The following is an 18,995-nucleotide window of genomic DNA, read 5'->3' as shown; positions in this document are numbered from 1 at the left end:
CATGCGCAGGATGCAGCCCATGAAACAGATCCTCTCTTCTCTGGTTCTGACGGCCCTGATATCGGTGGGGTCGCAGGCCATCGCGGCAGACTGCTACGCCGATTACAAAGCCAAAAAGGATAATCCCTTGCGGCTGCATTATGGTGTTATGGAAGTCTCGAACTGCAAAAAGGGGCCGGCCCGGAAAGAGGTCGCGAAGCGGCTGAAGTCAAACGGCTGGACCCTGTTGAATGTCATGTCCGTGTTTGAGGCGGACGGGTTGGATCGAAGGAAGGCCAATGCCGGAAAATTCTATCTCCGTTACTGAAGCGCGTCGCACGGGGGTTCGTCTGGTTGGTCTGGGGATCGCAGCAATTGTAGTGATCCTGGTGACGGCTGCGGTTTTCCTGTTCTGGACACTGCCCGATGCCAACGCCTTCAACGCCCGGGTCGAACGCTTGTTTGTCGAGGCCGACCTGACCTCGCAATCCGAAATCCGGTTGCTTGAGATTCTGGCCCAGTCCGGCACCGCCTTTGCCGACACGCTATCCAGTTATCGCATGGTAATCTTCGTGCTGCTCGTCTTTGCCAGCGCCATGCTGATCGCGGCGCTGATTTTTCTGGTGATGCTCGTCCTGTTCAACCGCCGCATGGCCCAGATCGAGCGGACCGGAATTCAGGTCACATCGCTTCTGATCAGTCGTGAGGAGAACACGGTCTACCTCAACAACATGGACTTCAAACTGACCCCGGCCGCGATGGAGACGCTGTCGGTTCTGGCCGAATCCCGGTTGGATGATGAAGTTCTGTCCGGGGTGCAAATCGAGGCGATGATCTCGGGCAAGAATGCCGCCGATTGCGACGAAGCCGCAGGCGCCACCCGGATCAAACGACTGCGTGATGCCCTGGGCAATCAGATGGTCAGTGAGCTGCTGGTGAAGAACATCGCCAAAAAAGGCTATATGCTGTCGATAGAAAAAGACGTGATTCAGATGGTCTGAGGCCAGAGGGGTGCGGAAATACGGCTCCCGCCCCTTGGAAATCTACCCGCCAAGGCCCATCCTATAGGAACTGGCCAAGGGAGGTTACAGATGAACGTCCACGCCACTCCAGATGTCAAAGGCTATGGGATTTCCGTCGAACCCCTGCAGGGGCGGATCGCGATTTACCGCGGCGATATCCTTTTGGCCGAAAGTCACAATGCCAAGGTGATGTACGAAACACGGCTACCGCCGGCGATATACATCCCGCGCGACGACCTGTGTATTGAGCTTGGCCCCGAGACCGAGTTGCAGACCTTTTGCCCCTTCAAAGGCACCGCAACCTATCACGACATCAGCCTGCCCGAAGAGCGGCTGAACAACTCGATCTGGGCCTATGAGGACGCCTTTCCGGAAAGTGCGGCCATTCAGGGCCATATCGGGTTTATGCCGGATACGGCCACGAGGATCGATCTTGGCGCCAACCAACTGCGCCACCCCGATGACGGCAACATCAGCGGGCCTTTGATTGACTGGCTGATGCGCGGCGCCTCCGAGTTGGATACGCCCGACGGGTTTACCAAAGCGCTGGCTGAGAAAATGCTGGAACATGGCATCGCCATTCAGCGTCTCAGCATTCTGGTCTGGTCGCTGCACCCGCTGATTGCGGGCAAACACTATATCTGGGAAAAGGATGCGGCCGAGATATCGACCCATACCCCGACCTATGAAATCCACGACCATCCGGCCTTTACCAACAGCCCGCTGCGCCACGTCTCGAACGGATTGGGCGGGGTGCGCCAGCGCCTGAACAACGACAACCCGCATAACAGTTTTCCGATCATCGAAGACTTGCGGGCCAAAGGGGCCACGGATTATGTCGCCATGCCGCTGCCCTTTTCGGACGGGCGGATCAACGTTCTGACGTTGACCTGCGATCACCCGGATGGGTTCACCACGGAGAATCTGGGGCTGGTCTTCGAGTGTTCCTCGGTCATCGCCCGGTTTTATGAAGTCTTCATGCAGCGCGAAAATGCGCAGGTTCTGCTGGAGACCTATGTGGGCAAGCGCACGGGCGCGCGGGTACTGGGCGGTGAAATCCGTCGCGGTGATGGAGATGACATTGATGCCGCGATCATGTTCTGCGACCTGCGAAACTCGACAACGCTGGAAGAGCAGCTGGGCCGCAGCCGATATATCACCATTCTGAACTCTTTTTTCGAAACCGTGTCCGGCATCGTGCATGACCATGACGGGGAGGTTCTGAAATTCATCGGCGACGCGGTCCTCGCCGTATTCCCCGCCGGCGACAACCCGGCCCGCGCCCGTGCAAATGCGCAGCAATCAGCGGTCGAAATCGTCGGGAAACTGGCCGCGCTTCGCAATGAAGAGCGGGATCATCATTGCGATTGCTCGATCGGCGTTGCCTATGGTCGGGTGACCTATGGCAATGTCGGCTCGCGTGAGCGTTTGGATTTCACCGTGATCGGGCAGGCCGCCAATGTCGCCGCACGTTTGGGCGAATTTGGCAAGACCGTCGGCCATCGGATCGTGGTGTCACAGGATATCGAACCCGCATGTCAGCACGCTGTCCCGTTGGGTGCGGTGAAACTGCATAACGTGTCGCAACCGGTCGAATCCTTCGCGCTGCGCAGTCCCGCGGATGCCCTATTGGATGCCTGACCGACGCCGCTGGCCGGATCACCCGCCGCCAAGCAGGATCAAAGCAGTCTGAGCGGGCGAAATCGTGTTTTGCAGCGCTGCAATCTGGGTCCGCGCCAGGTAGGTGTCGGTCAGCGTCTCGACCGCCTCAGCGTCTGAGAATTGGGACAGGTTCGATGATCCGGTGGCACGCTGCAGACCGTCTTTGAACACGTCCAACTGTCGATCGATATCTAGTTGGGCGAAACTCGACGGCAACCCAAGCGTGGTCTCCATCATGCTCCGCAAGGGTGGTGATCCCATCAGGTCAAACCATTTTGTATCTTCGCTGCTGTCGGTCCCTGCGATTTCGGGTAATGCATGCTGGATGTAGAGTGCAATGCGCATGGTATCATCTTGCTGCCCAACCGAGATTTCGAAGCTGGCCACCAGATTGACCTCGGCAATCTTACGCATGTTGTTAATAAGGTTCGTTTTCGGAACTTCCCCGGGCCCAAACCCGAAGGCATCGGCCATATCGCGGTACCTTTTGTCGGCCAGACGATTGGACAGCGCATCGTCTGCCCGGGTCCCATCGGACAGAACCTTCTGGATGAAATACCGATTGTCCAGATCACCCTCCAGGCCAAAAGCCCCAAGGGCCACCTGCAACAGCCGCCTGTCCGATACCAAGTCTTCAGCGGAACGCATGTTGCCGATGTTTTCGAGAAAGTACTTCGTATCCCTCTCATTCACCGCGGAAGCAGAGTAGCTTTCAAGCTGCGCCTCGTAGGTGCGCTGCAAAAAGCGCCACCCAACGACCCCTCCTGTTGGCACGACCGGCTGAAAGATCATTGTTGATACGCCATCAGTCGTTCTTCGCGCGGCAGCAAAGAGCGAAGCGACTTGAGACACCTATAATATTGCTCGGACACCAGTGCTTCGGTCGCATCTGCCAGCACACGACGGCTGTCGGTGTCGGTAAACACCTGGCTCAACTCTTCTACCCGGCGCAGCAGCTGCTGGCGCGCCTGATCGGGTTCACTGTCACCGGACAACACCAACTGCGCGGCATAGCAGACGCGGCGTACCGGGGTGTTGGCCTCTTCCGGGTGAATCGCATCCCGCAAACGCAAGACATTGGCCTCAGGTGTCATGATCGAGAACCGGCTGCGGCGATCACCGTTTTCGATCACCACCCCGTTGATCAGAACGCGTTCCTTCGGGGCAAGTTTCAGAACCAGACCGCTCATCAGCTGCCCCTCATCTGGCGCAGCCCGCGCAGCACGGCCATGTTGATCTCGAGCAAGGGTTCCACCCCTGCCTTGTTCCCCAGAACCTGGCTGCTGTGATGTTCGGTGAATTCCGCCAGATAGAATATCCGTGCGCGCAGTTCATTCGGCAGCGCATTGTCCGTGTCTGAAACACCGGTCGCCAACACGGTCCACAAACGCCGGTTTTCATGCAAAGCCTGAACAAAACCGCTAAAATCCGCGCCCTTGCGCGATGCCGCCGCCTTCAGGCGATGCGTGATCTTTGATATCGCCTCGTATTCCGTATCCCGAGGGGTGCGGGTTGGTGCTGCTGATTGCGCGTAGGCATGTTGGGCGAGCATTTGCGGGGTCACTTGAAATCCTTCCAATTGTCCTTCTGGGGCGATCAGATCCTGGGCGCGTCAAGCGCGCCCCGGATAGGTTCCGGGTTAACGGAACAGCGACAGGATGGATTGCGGCGCCTGGTTCGCAATCGACAGCGATTGCGTCGCCAATTGCTGCTGCACCTGCAGCGCCTGCAAACGGGCCGAAGTCTCTTCCATATCGGCGTCAACCAGAGAGCCGATGCCGGATTTGAACGAGTCGGTCAGTTTCGACACAAAGTCCTGCTGCGTTTCGATCCGACCCTGCACCGAACCAAAGGCCGCGGCCGCATCGATCGAAGTGTCGATCAGCGTTTCAATGGTGCCCAGCGCAGCGGCTGCACCGGCATCCGAGGAGACGTCGATCGAGCTCAGCGCGCCAAGACCACCCGAACCGGCATTGGTAAACTGTGCCGAGATCGAAATATCCTGATCCGCGTCAGCACCCGCAGCGGCGGTACCGGTAGCAAACGAGATGGTATTCGGTGCGCCGGAAGAGTCATAGTCAGCCGCAAGGCCAGTGATCCCAAGCGCATCAATCTGGTTCTTGAGGCCGACCGCAACCAGAGCATCGGTGTAGTTTTCGTCATACGTACCCGACGGATCCAGATCGCTGTCCTGAATGGTGTAAGACACCTCTTGATCACCAACCCGGATCGACACGCTGTCACCCACCTCGAAGTTGTCGGTGGAGCTGTCGATGACGATGTCCCCGGTGCCCGTTGTGCGGTTCAGAGTGAATCCGGCGACATCGTTGTCCGTTGTCGCGTTGTCCGACCCGGCAAGGACGCCTTTCGCGGTATAGCCGCCAATGGACAGATCCTGGCTGGCAACAGAAATCGACGACGCGTTCACCGCACCCGTGTTGTCGCGATCCAACGAGGACAGGACCGAGACGGTACCCGCGGTGCCATCAACCAGGTTCAGACCATTGAACTGCGCAGCGCCAACAACAGATGCGATCTGGTCGCGAAGCGCAGTAACGTCATCGTTGATCTTGGACCGGTCAACGTTGTCTTCCTGCGCCGCAACGATCTTTTCCTTCATCTGCGTCAGCAGATCAGTCACGGTTTCCGAGGCGTTTCGTGCAACCGCAACGGTCGATTCACCCAGTGCAAGGCTGTCCTTGATGGCCTTGAAGCCCTTGACGTCCGACTCCATGACTTTGGAAATCGCCCAGACGGCCGAATTATCCTTGGCGGTCGCGACATCCTTACCGGTCGAGATCGCGTTCTGGGTCATTTCCAGGTTCTTGTTGACTGACTTCAGGGTTTGCAGCGCAACCATCGCGCCATTGTTCGTCAGAATGCTGGACATATTTGTCATCCTTTTTATGTTCGGGCGCGTTTCGCGCCGCTGCTTTCCCGCCTCATCGACGGGCATTCTGTCGTTCTGACCTGTGCGTCGTGCCCTGCGGCCTGCGCGCCACCTGCTGATCAGGTGCAACGCCACCTTTGACCGTGATCCCCTAACGGAGTGCTAAGACACCCGCCCCCAAAACCTAGGATTTGAATCAAACCGGTTCTTACGCGCGTTTCTCCAGCTTCGCGCGGGCGCGAACGGCGAATCCGTTACGCTGACCCGAGGCGTCGTAAGTGCTGAATTCCTGCCGTACGCGCCGCAATTCAGACATCCGGTCAGCCACCGCGCGAATCCCCTCAGCCGCGCTGTTGAGAAGGGCCTGATTGCGCTCGACCTTCCTCTGAACCCGGATCAGATCTTCGGTTTCGAAAACTTTCAGATCGTTGATGACACCGATCAGTTGCTCCTTTTCGGGCGTCAACTGGTCCAGTGCGTCCAGATTTCCCTGCGCCAGCGCGGCGCGTTCGGTTTCCAGCAGGTCTTCGAGTGCCTTGATCGGGTCATTGCCCATCCGTTTTCTCCATCATTGCGTTGAACAGAATCTCGGACAGGCCGAAGCCACCGGACCGCGCCATTTGTTGTGCTTGCTGCTGAACAAGGAACGAGGCGAATTGATCCTCGCCGGCACCGCCACCAAAGCTCTGGCGCGCTTCGCCCAGGCCCGCTGATTTCAGCATCTCAGTCAGAAATGCCGCCTCAAGCTCAACAGATGCAGCCCTGAGTTTTTGTGAAATCGCCGTGTTTCCCACCTTGGGTGCGCTCACTGGAATCGTCATCGGATTCTCCGAAAATTGCTTCGAACTTTCCCGATCAAAGAGGAAAGCGGTTAAAATAAACGTAACTTCCTGAGGGCAAGCTGCCGGACAGATAAACGGAGTCGCAGCCACATGCCCAACCCGCTGACCCTGATTACAACGGCATCCTCAAGCGGTGCCAAACCGGATGCCCCCCGGGGGAAAGATGCCGAGTCGAAAATTGGCTTCGCTTTTGAGAAAGCGATGGAAGAAGAGGCCGGGCTGCAGGATGTGGACAAGGAAGCCGAGATCACGGTCACAGATCAGGTTGCGCTTCCCGATCCGTCTGACGGCGACGTCCAAGAAGCCGCACGCCCTTCCGATCCTCAGGTGCCCGCTGAAGAGAATACGGATCCGCCAGAGATTGGGTTGATTCGAACACCCGACGTGCCGGTTGGCGTTGAAGTCGAACATTCTGAGCGGGTCCCCGATAGGGTCCTGCCCGGTGAATCGGTACGCGCAGATTCACAGCTCGCTTCAACGCGGGGCGCCACCGTTTTGCCGCCTGATCCACCGAAAGCGGCGTCGCAGGCGGACGGATCAAAGCCCGCCGAACCCGTCGAAAATGATGTCACAAGACACCAACCGAAAGCAGAACAAAGCGTAGCAGCGCAGCCTCAGATTGTTGTCTCGGTCATGGAAGCAATCACCCGGAATCGTCAGCAAGAGCCTTTACTCAAGACACCCATCGCTGAGCCCACGGCATTGCCCTCGAACCAGCCGATGCAAGCTGCAATGCCGTCCACATCCGTCCCCGTTCCGCAGGTCGCCTTGCCCAAGTTGAACGGAGCAGAAGAATCCGTTGGTCCGGAGGCTGACCTCCTCGATCTTCCACCTTTGCGCGAGGCTGCGGTCTCTCACGCATTGCGCGATAGCACACCCGCCATGCCCCTGCCTCCCGCGCGGACCGAGACCGCCCGAGCGATTGCCAGTCAGATGGCGGCGGTCATATCCGCGAAACCCGGCGCAGGCGGGGTGGAAATCGCGCTGAACCCCGAAGAACTTGGGCGCGTCTCGATCACGCTCAATGGCCGCGACGACGGGATGCATATGATGATCATGGCCGAACGGCCGGAAACGCTCGACCTTATGCGCCGCCATATCGCGATTCTGTCAGCCGAGTTCGAAAAGCTGGGATATGACGGGTTATCTCTGGATTTTGGATCGTCCGGCGACACCTCGACCGAGCGCGAACAGCCGGATTCTGAGCCGTTTTTCAACACAACTGAACCCGCAAGCGGCAGTGATTCCACCGCGCGCCCGATACAGATTGGCCCCGATCAGGGCCTAGATATGAGAGTCTGACCCATGATCCCAGCCTTAAACGCGACAACCACCTCTCCGGCAGCGACCGGAATCCCCTCGCAAAACTCTACGCTGACGTCGGATTTCGAGACTTTCCTGCGCATGTTGACGGCACAAGCGCGCAATCAAGACCCGCTGGAGCCGTTGGATTCGTCAGAATACGCCTCGCAATTGGCCCAGTTTTCGATGGTGGAACAACAGGTCAAAGCGAATGAGCTTTTGTCGGCGCTGGCCCAGTCGCTGGGATCCGTCAATCTGGAGCAACTCGGCAGTTGGGTCGGAATGGATGTACAGACAACCGCCCCGTTTCGATTTGAGGCCGCACCCGTCACACTTTCAGCGCGGGCCGAGGCCACAGCGGATCGTGCAGAGTTGGTCATCCAGGACGGACAGGGCGCAGTGGTCGACCGTGTCGCTGTCCCGCTCGACCGGACCGAGTTCGTATGGGCCGGTGTGGACAGCACTGGAAACCCCTTCCCGGCGGGCAATTATTCGGCCGCGCTCGAAAGCTTCAAGGACGGACGAAGGCTCAGCAGCACCCCCGCCGCCGCCTTCAGCCGGGTGGTCGAGGCGCAGATCAACGACGGCGGCATCATGTTGAAACTGGACAGCGGCGCCGAGGTTGCAGTCGAAACGGTTTCGCAAATCCGCACAGGCGCTTGATCTGATCCTTCGGGCGCGCCAAAGCTGGGCGCACCGCGATTCGCCCGAAGAACTGGTAACGCTCCTGTCTGATCACACCGCCCCACCATCCGAGCTTGTGAAACAGCTCATCGCCCGCAAGCTGATCGAGCCGGATGACCGGTTCGAAGTGCTTTATGGTGGGCGCACCAATCAGGTTTGGAAAGTGCTGTCCGGTGACACCGGTGCGGTGCTCAAGCTTTATCGCGCGCAATTCCGCAATCCGCTTTTTCGCAATGATGCGAAGCTCGAGGCCGCCTGCCTGCAGGCGCTCGGGGATACCGGGTTCGTTCCAAAACTGCGGGCCACCGGTGCGTTCGGCCCGTCAAACTGGGTCTATTATGACCACGCCCCGGGCTCTCCGTGGCGTGATGGAGTCGAAGGGGTTGCTCGATTGCTGCAGCACCTGCACCAGCGATCTGTCAAACTGGACGCTCCGCCGGGCTGTAACGGAAGCGACGATCTGGATCGGCATGCTCAACAAATACTGGCCCAGTGCCTCTCAGACAAAGCGGACCGATTGCGGGCCATGCGCCCTTGGCAAGACGTCGCCCCCCTGCCCAAACGATCTCTGATCCATGGCGATCCGGTCGCTGGCAATATTCTGCAAGCCGATAACGGCATGACCCTGATCGACTGGCAGTGCCCCGCCTGGGGTGACCCGTGCGAGGATCTGGCCATGTTTCTGTCACCCGCGATGCAGCAGCTATATCGCGGGGCACCTCTGGCGCCGACGGAAGAGGCGCAGTTCCTTGCGGCTTATGGCGACCCGCACATCATCCGGCGTTATCGCACACTGCAACCTTGGTACGCCTGGCGCATGGCGGCTTATTGCCTTTGGCGCGCCGAGAACGGAGCTCCGGATTACGCCAGAGGGTACGAACTGGAAATCGCAACTTTATAGATCTGCCAGCCCCAACAAAGCATAGGCCGGCGGCATCACCGCACGGCGCCACCGACCGAAAGGAAAGCGGCGGGGAATACGAGCCATCGGACCGGGCAAACCGGGCCCCTGCCCCAAAACCATCCGGGCCAGCGCGCGCCCGCAATAGGTGCCCATAGCGACGCCATTGCCGTGATAGGCAAATCCGGCGTAAAGCCCGGGATGCCCCGGCACCGGCCCGGCAAAAGGGACGAGATCGCGGGACAGACATACCATGCCGGACCACACATGCGTGGCCTCGACGCCTGCCCAAGCCGGAAAAATCTTTCTGAAATCACGCAACAGCTTTTGTCGGATGACCGCTTCGGCCCGGGGGGAGGACAGCAACCCGCCACGCATTCCAAACAAGAAACGCCGATCCGGCATCAGGCGGAAATAGTGCAGCAAATTGCGCGTGTCATAGGCCATCTGACCCGAACACCATCCCTGTGCCTGCAACTCAGCCTCGGACAGGGCGCGCGTCACCAACACCGTGGATTGCGCAGGCATATAGCGCGCAGCCATCCAGGGCGGCAGGTCGTCGCTGGAATACCCGTTGGTGCAGATCAGTACGCTGGCGGCACGCACGACACCGGATCGGGTCGTCAGGTGATGACCGTTTGCGGTTTTCTCAATCCGCAGGACCGGGCTGTGTTGATACAGGTTTGCACCGGCCTGATGCGCCGCCGCCGCCAGACCGAACAGGTATTTTCGCGGATTGAGACCAAAGCCGATCGGGCTTGTATAGCCGCCGAAGAACCGCCCCCCAAGCCCGAGAGCCGTCAGTTCATCCCGCTCGTGCAACTGACCGGTCCCGTCATCTTCACGCCGCAACTTCTCCATCGCGCGAGGTGAATGGGCCAGACGGGTTTCGCCGTTGGAATGCGTATCGGCCTCAATATCAAGTCGCGACAACAGGTCAGCCACCAGTGACACGGCGTCTGTTTCCGCTTGGTGATAGGCCTGCGCTTCGGTGGCTCCGTACCGGCGGGACAAGGCCGCGTTGCTCAGCTTCGAACCGCCTAAACAGCAAAACCCGCCATTACGACCCGAAGCGCCCCAACCGGGGTTTTCTGCTTCGAGAACGGCGACCGAGACGCCCGCCTCGGCCAGATGCAATGCCGCCGAAAGACCGGTGAAGCCGCCGCCGATGATTGCGACATCGACGCCAAGATCACCATCCAGAACAGGCCAGTCCGGGGCAGCTGTGGTTTCATCCCACCAACACCCCGCGCGGGGCGCGGGGCCGTAGGCATATTCAGGAAATATCCGTTTCATTCAGCCCGCGCAGCGGCCATTTCTTCCTGCTTTTGACGCATCATCGCCCGTTTCGTGACCAGTGAGGCGGTGATGACCCCTACCGTGACGACCGCGATCATCAGCGTCGACAGCGCGTTGATCTCTGGGCTGACACCCAACCGAACCGCCGAGAATATCTTGATCGGCAGGGTCGTCGCCGAAGGTCCCGAGGTGAAGGACGCAATCACCAGATCGTCCAGCGACAGGGTGAAGGCCAGCAACCAGCCCGAAATCACCGCAGGCGCAATGATCGGCAGTGTTACCAATCGGAATGCCTGTGCTGGTGAGCAACCCAGATCCAGCGCCGCTTCTTCCAGCGATTGATCGAATGTCACGAGGCGCGAGGATACGACGACCGAGACAAAGCACATCGAAAAGGTGGTATGCGCCAACACGATTGTCAGAATGCCCCGGTCTAGCCCGATACCGATAAACAGCAGCAGCAGCGACAGACCGGTGATCACCTCGGGCATCACCAGCGGGGCATAGATCATGCCGGAAAACAACGTCCGGCCAAAGAACCGCCCGCCGCGCACCAGAACATAGGCTGCTGCCGTGCCCAGAATGGTAGCCAGAGTGGATGAGAACACCGCCACCCGTATGGTGACCCATGCCGCATCAAGGAAAGCCTGATTCTGCACCAGTTCTCCGTACCATTTGGTCGAAAATCCGGCCCAGACCGTCACCAGCTTGCTTTCGTTGAAACTGAAAATGATCAGGATGATCATCGGGATATAGAGGAACGCAAAGCCCAGAGTCAGCGAGACCGCGTTGAACCAGCTCAGCCTGTTCATTGATCCGCCTCCGCCTGTTTCTGCTGATTGCGCTGGAACAGCACAATCGGAATGACGAGGATCAGCAGCAGCACTACGGCCACGGCGCTGGCCACGGGCCAGTCGCGGTTCGAGAAGAACTCTTCCCACAACACCTTACCGATCATCAGCGTGCCCGAGCCGCCGAGCAGCGAGGGGATCACGAATTCACCGATCACCGGGATCATCACCAGAAAACAGCCCGCGATGATACCGGGGCGCGACAGCGGGATGGTGATCAGCCAGAAGGCCATCAGGCGGGAACAACCCAGATCCTCGGCCGCTTCGATCAGCGATCCATCCATCCGTTCGAGCGCCGAGTAGATCGGCAGGATCATGAAAGGCAGATAGGTATAAACAATGCCGATATAGACTGCGGTATTTGTGTTCAGGATGGTCAGCGGGGTCGAGATAATGCCGGTCCATAGCAGGATCTGGTTCAGATATCCTTCGTTGCTGAGGATACCCATCCACGCATAGACACGGATCAGGAACGAGGTCCAGAACGGCAGGATCACCAGCATCATCAGCGTGGGCCGCCACTCTTCCGGTGCACGCGCCATCGCGTAGGCGATGGGATAACCGACCAGAAGGGTCAGGATGGTTGAAATCAGGGCGATCTTGACGCTGGACAGATAGGCCTTCCAATACAGATCATCCTCGGTCAACCAGACGAAATTCTCCAGATCAAGCTGGCCGAAGAACTCTTTGACCCCTGCCCAGCCCGCAGACAAATCCAGTGTCGGGGTATAGGGCGGGATCGCCAGAGCGGTGTCCGACAGCGATATCTTGAGAACGATCAGGAACGGCACCAGAAACAGTGCCAGCAGCCAGACATAGGGAATGGCAATCAGGACGGCGCGGCGCATCAGTTTTGCAGCAGAACCGCGGCGGTGGCCGTCCAGGACAGCCAGACCGGGTCTTCCCAGGTAAAGGACCGGCGCGAGATACGACGGGTATTCGCCGTTTGCGCCTTGATGATCGTGCCATTGGGCAATTCGACATGATAGGTGGACAGATTGCCCAGATAGGCGATGTCATGCACCTTGCCCTGAATGGCGTTGATTGCATCCGCCGGGCGTTCGGCGGATATGGCCACCTTCTCGGGCCGGATGGCCAGATGGCAGCCTTGACCATTTGTCAGGCTGGTTGCAGAGGTCGCCGTCAACGGTGGTTGCCCCTCGGCCCAGTCGATCTGATAACTCTCATCACCCTGCGCGGTTGCACGGCCTTCGATGATATTCACATCTCCTATGAAATCAGCCACGTAGACCGAGTTTGGGGTTTCATAGATTCGGTCCGGCGTCGCCACTTGCATCAGCTTGCCCTGATCCATGACGGCGACGCGGCTGGCGACGGTCATGGCCTCTTCCTGATCATGGGTTACGATCACGAAGGTGGTGCCGGTCTTTTCCTGAATGTCCATCAATTCGAACTGCGTATCCTGCCGCAGTTTCTTGTCCAACGCACCCAGCGGCTCGTCCAGCAGCAACAGTTTCGGGGCCTTGGCCAGAGACCGGGCCAGTGCCACACGCTGTCTCTGCCCGCCTGAGATCTGGTGGGGCTTGCGCCGCGCGAATTGTTCCAGCCGGGTCAGGCGCAGCATCTCTTCGACCCGGTCGTTGAGGTCCTGTTTAGGCATTTTATCGCGGCGCAGTCCAAAGGCGATGTTTTCCCAGATGCTCAGATGAGGGAACAGCGCGTAGGACTGGAACATCATGTTCACCGCACGCTTGTTCGGCGGAATCGGGTCGATATCCTGCCCACCCAAAAGGATATGACCCTCGGTCGGGGTTTCAAACCCGGCGAGCATTCGCATCATCGTGGTCTTGCCACAGCCCGACGGGCCGAGCAGGGCAAAAAATTCCCGTTCGTAGATATCCAGCGACAGATTGTCGATTGCGGTGAACGCGCCAAAGCGCTTGGTCACGTTCTGGAACTGGATCAGAGGTTTCGCCTGCGGGTCATCCCACGGCTCAAAAACGTCAGAGTTCAAAGCGGCCCCCGTTTGTCGGACTGGACAGAAAAGGGCGCAAGACGGTGCCTCCGTCTTGCGCTGTCGTCAGATCAGGTGCCTGATTTCACTTTGGTCCACAGTCGGGTCACGACCCGTTGCGTCTTTGGCGGATATGGCGTGGTGATATAGGTGTTCTCCATGGTCGCCGCGTCCGGATAAATTGCCGGGTCGCCGATCACGTCTTCCTCAAGAAACTCTTGCGAGGCCTTGTTGCCATTGGCGTAGTACACATAATTCGACGCAGCAGCCATGTTGTTGGCATCCATGATGAAGTTCAGGAACTGGTGCGCCCCTTCCGGGTTCGGCGCATCCGCAGGAATTGCCATCTGGTCGAACCACATCAAAGAGCCCTCGGCGAACGGATGATATTCAATCTCCACGCCGTTATCCGCTTCGGCCGCACGATCGCGGGCCTGCAGAATGTCACCGGACCATCCGACCGCCACACAGATATCACCGTTTGCCAGAGCGTTGATGTATTCCGAACTGTGGAATTTCTGGATGTGCGGACGCACAGCTGTCAGCACCTCTTCGGTTTTGGCAATCACATCCTTGTCGTGGCTGTCCGGGTTCTCACCGATGTACTGCAATACCATCGGGATGATCTCGGATGGTGCGTCCAGGAAATGCACACCACAGGCAGCCAGCTTTTCCATATTCTCGGGCTTCAGAACCAGGTCCATGCTGTTCAGCGCAGCATCATCGCCCAGCACCTCTTTGACCTTGTCGACATTCACACCAAGACCCGTTGTGCCCCACATATAGTTGATCGAATAGGCATTGTCCGGGTCATAACCAACTGTGCGTTCCTGTATGACGTCCCACAGATTCCCGGCGTTGGTCAGCGCCGACTGGTCCAGTTGCTGAAAAGCTCCGGCCTGAATCTGACGCTGCAGGAATGTGCCCGATGGCACCACAACATCATAACCCGACCCGCCGGCCAGCATCTTGGTTTCCAGAACCTCATTGCTGTCGAACACGTCATAGATCAGGGTCAGCCCTGTTTCTTCTTCGAATTTGGTCAGCAGTTCTTCGTCGATATAGTCTGACCAGTTATAGACACGCACTTCCTCAGCAAATGCCGCCGTTGTTACCAATGCGACGATCGCTGTCATCCCCAGCGTTTTCAGTTTCATAGTTCTCTCCCTGAAAGTATGCGGCTATTTTCCCGTTTTTTTGGATTTGATCAAGTTTTGCGTTTTGTCCCCGTCTGACTTATAGTCTCAGTAGGCAAATATTGTGGCAAGCCGCAGGCACGCGGATCGGGGCAAACCTTTTGGATTTGATCAAAAATAAAGCAAATGCAGTTCTTTCAGACAGCGAAAAGCGCCCTGCGCATGAGCAGGTCTATCACACACTGAAATCACAGATCCTGTTTGGCGACATGGTGCCCGGACAGCCGGTTACGATCCAGGGACTCACTGATTCGCTGGGCGTCGGCATGACCCCGGTACGCGAGGCGATCAGGCGGTTGATCTCGGACGGTGCATTGATCTTCCAGGGCAATCGGCGCGTCAGTGTCCCACTGTTGACCTCAGGTGATATCGAGCAGATGATATTCGCCAGAATATCAATAGAAACAGAGCTTTCCAGACGTGCGGCCGACAAGATTCCTACAGCAGAGATCGACCAACTGGAACGCATAGACCAACGATTGGACCGCATGATAGCGGATGGCGATGTCGGCGGGTATCTCCGGCTGAACCACGCATTTCACCAGGCGCTTTATGATCATGCCGAGGCCCCGATCCTTGTCGATCTGGCGGAACGGCTATGGCTTCGATTCGGGCCTTCCTTGCGCATCGTTTGCGGACGTTTCGGAACGCAGAGCCTGCCGGACAGGCACAAGGACATCATCACTGCGCTGCGTGAACGCAATGCGGAACAAGCCGCTATTGCGACCGCGCAGGACATCGAACAAGGCATGATGATGATGGGGGATGCCCTGAAATCCGTTTAGAGAACGGTGATTCGATTGACAGCGAAAAATTTGATCATATTCTGTACGGCGACCCCGCTTGCAGGAGAATCCCGGATGTCCACCATCACCAATCACATGCCAACTGCCGCGCTACAGGCGTTGGATGCGGCACACCATCTGCATCCGTTTTCGACCAATAGCGATCTGGAAACCGAAGGGGTGCGCGTGATCACCCGCGCCAAAGGCGTCTATCTGACTGACAGCGAAGGGCACGACATTCTGGACGGAATGGCCGGGCTGTGGTGCGTCAATATCGGCTATGGCCGTGATGAACTGGCCAATGTCGCCGCGCGCCAGATGCGCGAACTTCCGTTCTACAACACGTTCTTCAAGACCACCCATGTGCCTGCAATCGCTCTGGCCGCGAAACTGGCCGAGCTTGCGCCGGGGGATCTGAACCATGTGTTTTTCGCCGGGGGCGGGTCCGAGGCGAATGACACCAACATCCGTCTTGTCCGCACCTATTGGGCCGAAAAGGGCCAGCCGGACAAGAACATCATCATCAGCCGCCACAACGCCTATCACGGCTCAACCGTCGGCTCGGCCTCGCTGGGCGGTATGGCCGGAATGCATGCGCAGGGCGGCATTCCGATCCCGAACATCCATCACATCAACCAGCCGAACTGGTGGTCCGAAGGCGGCGACGTGAACCCGGAAGAGTTCGGTCTAGCCCGTGCGCGTGAACTGGAAGAAGCGATTCAGGAACTGGGCGAGGATCGCGTTGCCGCCTTCATCGCGGAACCGGTACAGGGTGCAGGCGGCGTCATCGTGGCGCCCGACACCTACTGGCCCGAGATTCAGCGCATCTGCGACAAGTATGATATCCTGCTAATCGCGGATGAGGTGATCTGCGGTTTTGGCCGCACCGGCAACTGGTTCGGCTCGCAAACTGTTGGAATCAAGCCGCATATCATGACCATCGCCAAGGGCCTCAGCTCGGGCTATGCGCCGATTGGCGGGTCGATTGTGTGTGATGAAGTGGCCAAGGTCATCAGCGCCACCGAGTTCAACCATGGCTATACCTATTCGGGCCACCCTGTCGCGGCAGCGGTGGCGCTCGAGAATCTGCGCATTCTGGAAGAAGAGAAGATCATCGATCATGTACGCGATGTGGCCGCCCCCTATCTGAAAGAGAAATGGGAGGCGCTGACCGATCATCCGTTGGTGGGTGAGGCAAAAATCGTGGGCATGATGGGCTCGATCGCGCTGACCCCCGACAAGGCGAGCCGCGCCAAATTCGCGTCCGAGTCCGGCACGGTCGGCTACATCTGCCGTGACCACTGCTTTGCCAACAATCTGATCATGCGTCATGTCGGCGACCGCATGATCATCTCTCCGCCTCTGGTCATGACGCCCGAGGATATCGACGAGATGTTCGTGCGCATCCATAAATCGCTTGATGAGGCTCTGGTGGAGATCACCGAAAAAGGCTTGATGAAAGCCGCGTCCTAAGGTGTTCGGGCGGCCTCCTTGGCCGCCCGGGTCTTCACCGCATCCGCTCCAGCAAGCTTAGCGAGGGGTAGCCATCCGGCACCAGCCCCTGCGCCATCTGAAAGGCCCGCACCGCGTTGATCGTGTTGGGGCCGGTGCGTCCATCGATGCCCTGCGTGTCGAACCCGGCTTTGGTCAGGCGCTTTTGCAGTTCCTTGCGTTCGGTAAAGCTCAGCACCCGGTCGCCGCGCGGCCACCCCGCCTGAAACGGCGCGCCACCCGCCAGCCGGTCGGACAGGTGACCGATGCCGATCACATAGGCATCGGCGCCGTTATAGGCCTCGATCACCTTGAAATTGTCGAAGATCATCAGGGCCACGCCGCGCCCACCCGCAGGCAACAGGATCGATCCCGGGCCGTGATCCGGTACCGCAACGCCATCGCGGGCCACGACACCCAATTCTGCCCAATCCGATGGCAAGGCCTTATGATCCCGCCGCGCCAGCGCGTAATCGAAACCATCCGGCAACCGGACCTCGACGCCCCATGGCTGCCCTTTGGTCCAGCCATGCCGCGCCAGATAGGCGGCGGCCGAGGCCAGCGCGTCGGTTGGGTCGTCCGACCAGATATCACGGCGTCTGTCGCCATCGAAATCGACCGCATAATCCAGAAACGAGGTCGGCATGAACTGCGTATGCCCCATCGCCCCGGCCCAGCTTCCAATCATGTTTTCCGGGCGGACATCTCCGGCTTGCACGATCTGCAGCGCCGCAATCAGTTGCGTTTCGAAAAAGGTCGCCCGCCTTCCGTCAAAGGCCAGCGTTGCCAGCGACCGGATCGTCTGATTGCTGCCCCGAAATGTTCCAAAGGACGTTTCCAGCCCCCAAATCGCGGTCACCACCTCTTTTTCGACGCCATATTGCACCTCGATCCGGGTCAGTGTGTCCCGGTGCCGCTCCAGCCCCGCGCGCCCGTTTGAGACCCGCGTGTCCGAGACGGCGGCATCCAGATACTCCCAGATCGGCTTGGAAAACTCGGCCTGATTGCGGTCGCGCCGAATGACCTCCTTGTCATAGCTGAGGCCCGCAAATGCCTGATCCAGTGTCGCGTCCGAGATACCCTGTGCCATCGCCCGTTCGCGAAACGCACCCAGCCATGCCTGAAACCGCGCGTTGCCCTCAGCCGACACGGGTTGAACCTTTGCTTCGGGCCGCACCACCGGCCGGATTGAAACCATCACATCCGCCGAGGCCAGCTGCATGTTTTCGACCTGAGGTCGGGCCAAAGGCCATGTTGAATTGTCTGATATATCCGCCTGCACTATGGATGCCCATAATGCGGCGGTCATGACGCCACCTATGCATTTATGCATTCCGTTTTTCCTGATTACTGCTCGGTGCTGATGATAGCGCAGAATGGGCGTTTCACAAAGTGCTCAGGACCCGGTTTCGTGATCCTTTGCCTCATGCTGGGCGCGGATGCGGGCGATGGCGTCCCGCAGCAATGGCACCCGGTTGGGGCGAAAGCTCTCTTCGGTCACGGTCATGTCCTGCATCCGGTCCAGCCGGAACACCCGGAAATCCTGCCGCAGATGGCACCACGACAGCAGAACACTGGCGCGATCCATGTAAACGATGCTCAGCGGATTGACCCGGCGGCGGGTGTCATCGCCCTTCGCATCCGTATAGGCGAACTCGACCGCGCGCTCGTCCCATGCGGCCTGACGCAAGGCGGCGACCTCAATTGTTGGGATGGCCGGTCGGTCAAACCGCGTGGCGGTCAGAACAGCGTGGCTCAGCCGATGCGACTGGCGCTGTGGCAAGCGCCCTTGCAGCTTGCGCAGCGCCTCACTGGCGGCATCGGACAGCGCCGGGTCGCCGATCAGTTGCACCTCGCGCAGGCCCAGAACCAGCGCTTCAAGCTCGTCATTTGTGAACCCCAGCGGTGGCAGGGTGGCGTCTTCTATCAGGGTAAAGCCAAACCCAGCCTCACCGTCAATCACCGCACCCAAAGCGCGCAGAGCGTCGATATCGCGATGGATGGTGCGCGCTGAGACACCCAGATCCTGCGCCAACTGGACGGACGTTCTGGGCGACGGGCCAGATCGCAAAGCTTGCATCAATTGGAACAGACGGGCGGTACGGGACATGGTGAG

21 protein-coding genes are annotated in these 18,995 nt (G+C 58.8%); 8 read left to right on the top strand and 13 right to left on the bottom strand.

The genetic code is table 11. The features are described 5' to 3' along the window. The first annotated feature begins 19 nt into the window (after positions 1–19). The 3 genes from ACR3E4_RS10525 (at position 20) to ACR3E4_RS10515 (ending at position 2,642) form a co-directional block, all read left to right on the top strand. Positions 20–307 carry a hypothetical protein gene (locus ACR3E4_RS10525; RefSeq protein WP_480534394.1) on the top strand — a complete coding sequence of 96 codons (288 nt, stop codon included), beginning with the start codon at positions 20–22 and terminating at the stop codon, positions 305–307. Further along, positions 279–980, top strand: coding sequence for a winged helix-turn-helix domain-containing protein (locus ACR3E4_RS10520; RefSeq protein WP_480534396.1), 702 nt, complete (start codon positions 279–281; stop codon positions 978–980). Before ACR3E4_RS10525 ends, ACR3E4_RS10520 begins: the two co-directional genes overlap by 29 nt. Before the next feature lie 90 nt (positions 981–1,070). After that, on the top strand, positions 1,071–2,642 hold the full coding sequence (locus ACR3E4_RS10515; RefSeq protein ID WP_480534398.1) for a DUF427 domain-containing protein: 1,572 nt from the start codon (positions 1,071–1,073) through the stop codon (positions 2,640–2,642). Positions 2,643–2,660: 18 nt separating this feature from the next. On the opposite strand, the gene ACR3E4_RS10510 is transcribed toward ACR3E4_RS10515, so the two are convergent. The 6 genes from ACR3E4_RS10510 to ACR3E4_RS10485 all read right to left on the bottom strand — a co-directional run bounded on the left by ACR3E4_RS10510 (position 2,661) and on the right by ACR3E4_RS10485 (position 6,374). Continuing rightward, positions 2,661–3,404 carry a DUF1217 domain-containing protein gene (locus ACR3E4_RS10510; protein WP_480534400.1) on the bottom strand — a complete coding sequence of 248 codons (744 nt, stop codon included), beginning with the start codon at positions 3,402–3,404 and terminating at the stop codon, positions 2,661–2,663. 47 nt (positions 3,405–3,451) lie between these two features. Then, positions 3,452–3,853, bottom strand: coding sequence for a flagellar biosynthesis repressor FlbT (flbT, locus tag ACR3E4_RS10505; RefSeq protein ID WP_480534402.1), 402 nt, complete (start codon positions 3,851–3,853; stop codon positions 3,452–3,454). Continuing rightward, a complete protein-coding gene (gene flaF, locus ACR3E4_RS10500) occupies positions 3,853–4,227 on the bottom strand; it encodes a flagellar biosynthesis regulator FlaF (RefSeq protein WP_480534404.1) in 375 nt (124 codons plus the stop codon). Before flaF ends, flbT begins: the two co-directional genes overlap by 1 nt. 75 nt (positions 4,228–4,302) lie before the next feature. Then, positions 4,303–5,553: a flagellin N-terminal helical domain-containing protein gene (locus ACR3E4_RS10495; RefSeq protein ID WP_480534406.1), complete on the bottom strand. Its 1,251-nt coding sequence runs from the start codon at positions 5,551–5,553 to the stop codon at positions 4,303–4,305. Positions 5,554–5,761: 208 nt separating this feature from the next. Further along, positions 5,762–6,109 (bottom strand): flagellar biosynthesis protein FlgN, encoded by a 348-nt coding sequence (locus ACR3E4_RS10490; protein ID WP_480534407.1) that lies wholly within the window; start codon positions 6,107–6,109, stop codon positions 5,762–5,764. Further along, positions 6,099–6,374 (bottom strand): rod-binding protein, encoded by a 276-nt coding sequence (locus ACR3E4_RS10485; protein ID WP_480534409.1) that lies wholly within the window; start codon positions 6,372–6,374, stop codon positions 6,099–6,101. The genes ACR3E4_RS10490 and ACR3E4_RS10485 overlap by 11 nt, the downstream gene beginning before the upstream one ends. Before the next feature lie 111 nt (positions 6,375–6,485). On the opposite strand from ACR3E4_RS10485, the gene ACR3E4_RS10480 reads away from it, so the two are divergent. The 3 genes from ACR3E4_RS10480 to ACR3E4_RS10470 are packed head-to-tail and all read left to right on the top strand — an operon-like array spanning position 6,486 to position 9,282. Next, entirely contained in the window at positions 6,486–7,697 is a 1,212-nt protein-coding gene (locus ACR3E4_RS10480) for a flagellar hook-length control protein FliK (protein ID WP_480534411.1), read from the top strand. 3 nt (positions 7,698–7,700) lie between these two features. Next, positions 7,701–8,360: a flagellar hook capping FlgD N-terminal domain-containing protein gene (locus ACR3E4_RS10475; protein ID WP_480534413.1), complete on the top strand. Its 660-nt coding sequence runs from the start codon at positions 7,701–7,703 to the stop codon at positions 8,358–8,360. Continuing rightward, a complete protein-coding gene (locus tag ACR3E4_RS10470; RefSeq protein ID WP_480534415.1) occupies positions 8,320–9,282 on the top strand; it encodes a phosphotransferase family protein in 963 nt (320 codons plus the stop codon). Before ACR3E4_RS10475 ends, ACR3E4_RS10470 begins: the two co-directional genes overlap by 41 nt. Here ACR3E4_RS10470 and ACR3E4_RS10465 read toward each other — a convergent pair. The 5 genes from ACR3E4_RS10465 to ACR3E4_RS10445 form a co-directional block, all read right to left on the bottom strand. Next, positions 9,277–10,578, bottom strand: coding sequence for an NAD(P)/FAD-dependent oxidoreductase (locus ACR3E4_RS10465; protein WP_480534417.1), 1,302 nt, complete (start codon positions 10,576–10,578; stop codon positions 9,277–9,279). The two genes, ACR3E4_RS10470 and ACR3E4_RS10465, sit on opposite strands and share 6 nt — an antisense overlap. Next, the gene (locus ACR3E4_RS10460) at positions 10,575–11,393 is read right to left on the bottom strand and encodes an ABC transporter permease (RefSeq protein ID WP_480534419.1); all 819 of its coding nucleotides are present in this window, start codon (positions 11,391–11,393) and stop codon (positions 10,575–10,577) included. The genes ACR3E4_RS10465 and ACR3E4_RS10460 overlap by 4 nt, the downstream gene beginning before the upstream one ends. Further along, positions 11,390–12,280: an ABC transporter permease subunit gene (locus ACR3E4_RS10455; protein ID WP_480534421.1), complete on the bottom strand. Its 891-nt coding sequence runs from the start codon at positions 12,278–12,280 to the stop codon at positions 11,390–11,392. Before ACR3E4_RS10455 ends, ACR3E4_RS10460 begins: the two co-directional genes overlap by 4 nt. Further along, a complete protein-coding gene (locus ACR3E4_RS10450) occupies positions 12,280–13,407 on the bottom strand; it encodes an ABC transporter ATP-binding protein (RefSeq protein ID WP_480534423.1) in 1,128 nt (375 codons plus the stop codon). Before ACR3E4_RS10450 ends, ACR3E4_RS10455 begins: the two co-directional genes overlap by 1 nt. A 71-nt stretch (positions 13,408–13,478) precedes the next feature. Continuing rightward, positions 13,479–14,564, bottom strand: coding sequence for a polyamine ABC transporter substrate-binding protein (locus tag ACR3E4_RS10445; protein WP_480534425.1), 1,086 nt, complete (start codon positions 14,562–14,564; stop codon positions 13,479–13,481). Positions 14,565–14,704: 140 nt separating this feature from the next. Here ACR3E4_RS10445 and ACR3E4_RS10440 point away from each other — a divergent pair, with 140 nt between their 5' ends. Together ACR3E4_RS10440 and ACR3E4_RS10435 are read left to right on the top strand one after the other, a co-directional pair. After that, positions 14,705–15,388, top strand: a complete 684-nt coding sequence (locus tag ACR3E4_RS10440; RefSeq protein ID WP_480534427.1) for a GntR family transcriptional regulator — start codon at positions 14,705–14,707, stop codon at positions 15,386–15,388. A 75-nt stretch (positions 15,389–15,463) separates the two neighbouring features. Next, positions 15,464–16,861 carry an aspartate aminotransferase family protein gene (locus tag ACR3E4_RS10435; protein ID WP_480534429.1) on the top strand — a complete coding sequence of 466 codons (1,398 nt, stop codon included), beginning with the start codon at positions 15,464–15,466 and terminating at the stop codon, positions 16,859–16,861. 34 nt (positions 16,862–16,895) lie between these two features. On the opposite strand, the gene ACR3E4_RS10430 is transcribed toward ACR3E4_RS10435, so the two are convergent. Further along, positions 16,896–18,212 carry a lytic murein transglycosylase gene (locus tag ACR3E4_RS10430; protein WP_480534431.1) on the bottom strand — a complete coding sequence of 439 codons (1,317 nt, stop codon included), beginning with the start codon at positions 18,210–18,212 and terminating at the stop codon, positions 16,896–16,898. Positions 18,213–18,275: 63 nt separating this feature from the next. Then, complete coding sequence (locus ACR3E4_RS10425) at positions 18,276–18,989, bottom strand: helix-turn-helix transcriptional regulator (protein WP_480534433.1); 714 nt, start codon at positions 18,987–18,989, stop codon at positions 18,276–18,278. Between the last annotated feature and the right edge of the window lie 6 nt (positions 18,990–18,995).

This window comes from Ruegeria sp. AP11, assembly GCF_056535865.1.
Note: the sequence above shows the minus strand (reverse complement) of the source record. Positions and strands in the feature narration are given on the sequence as shown.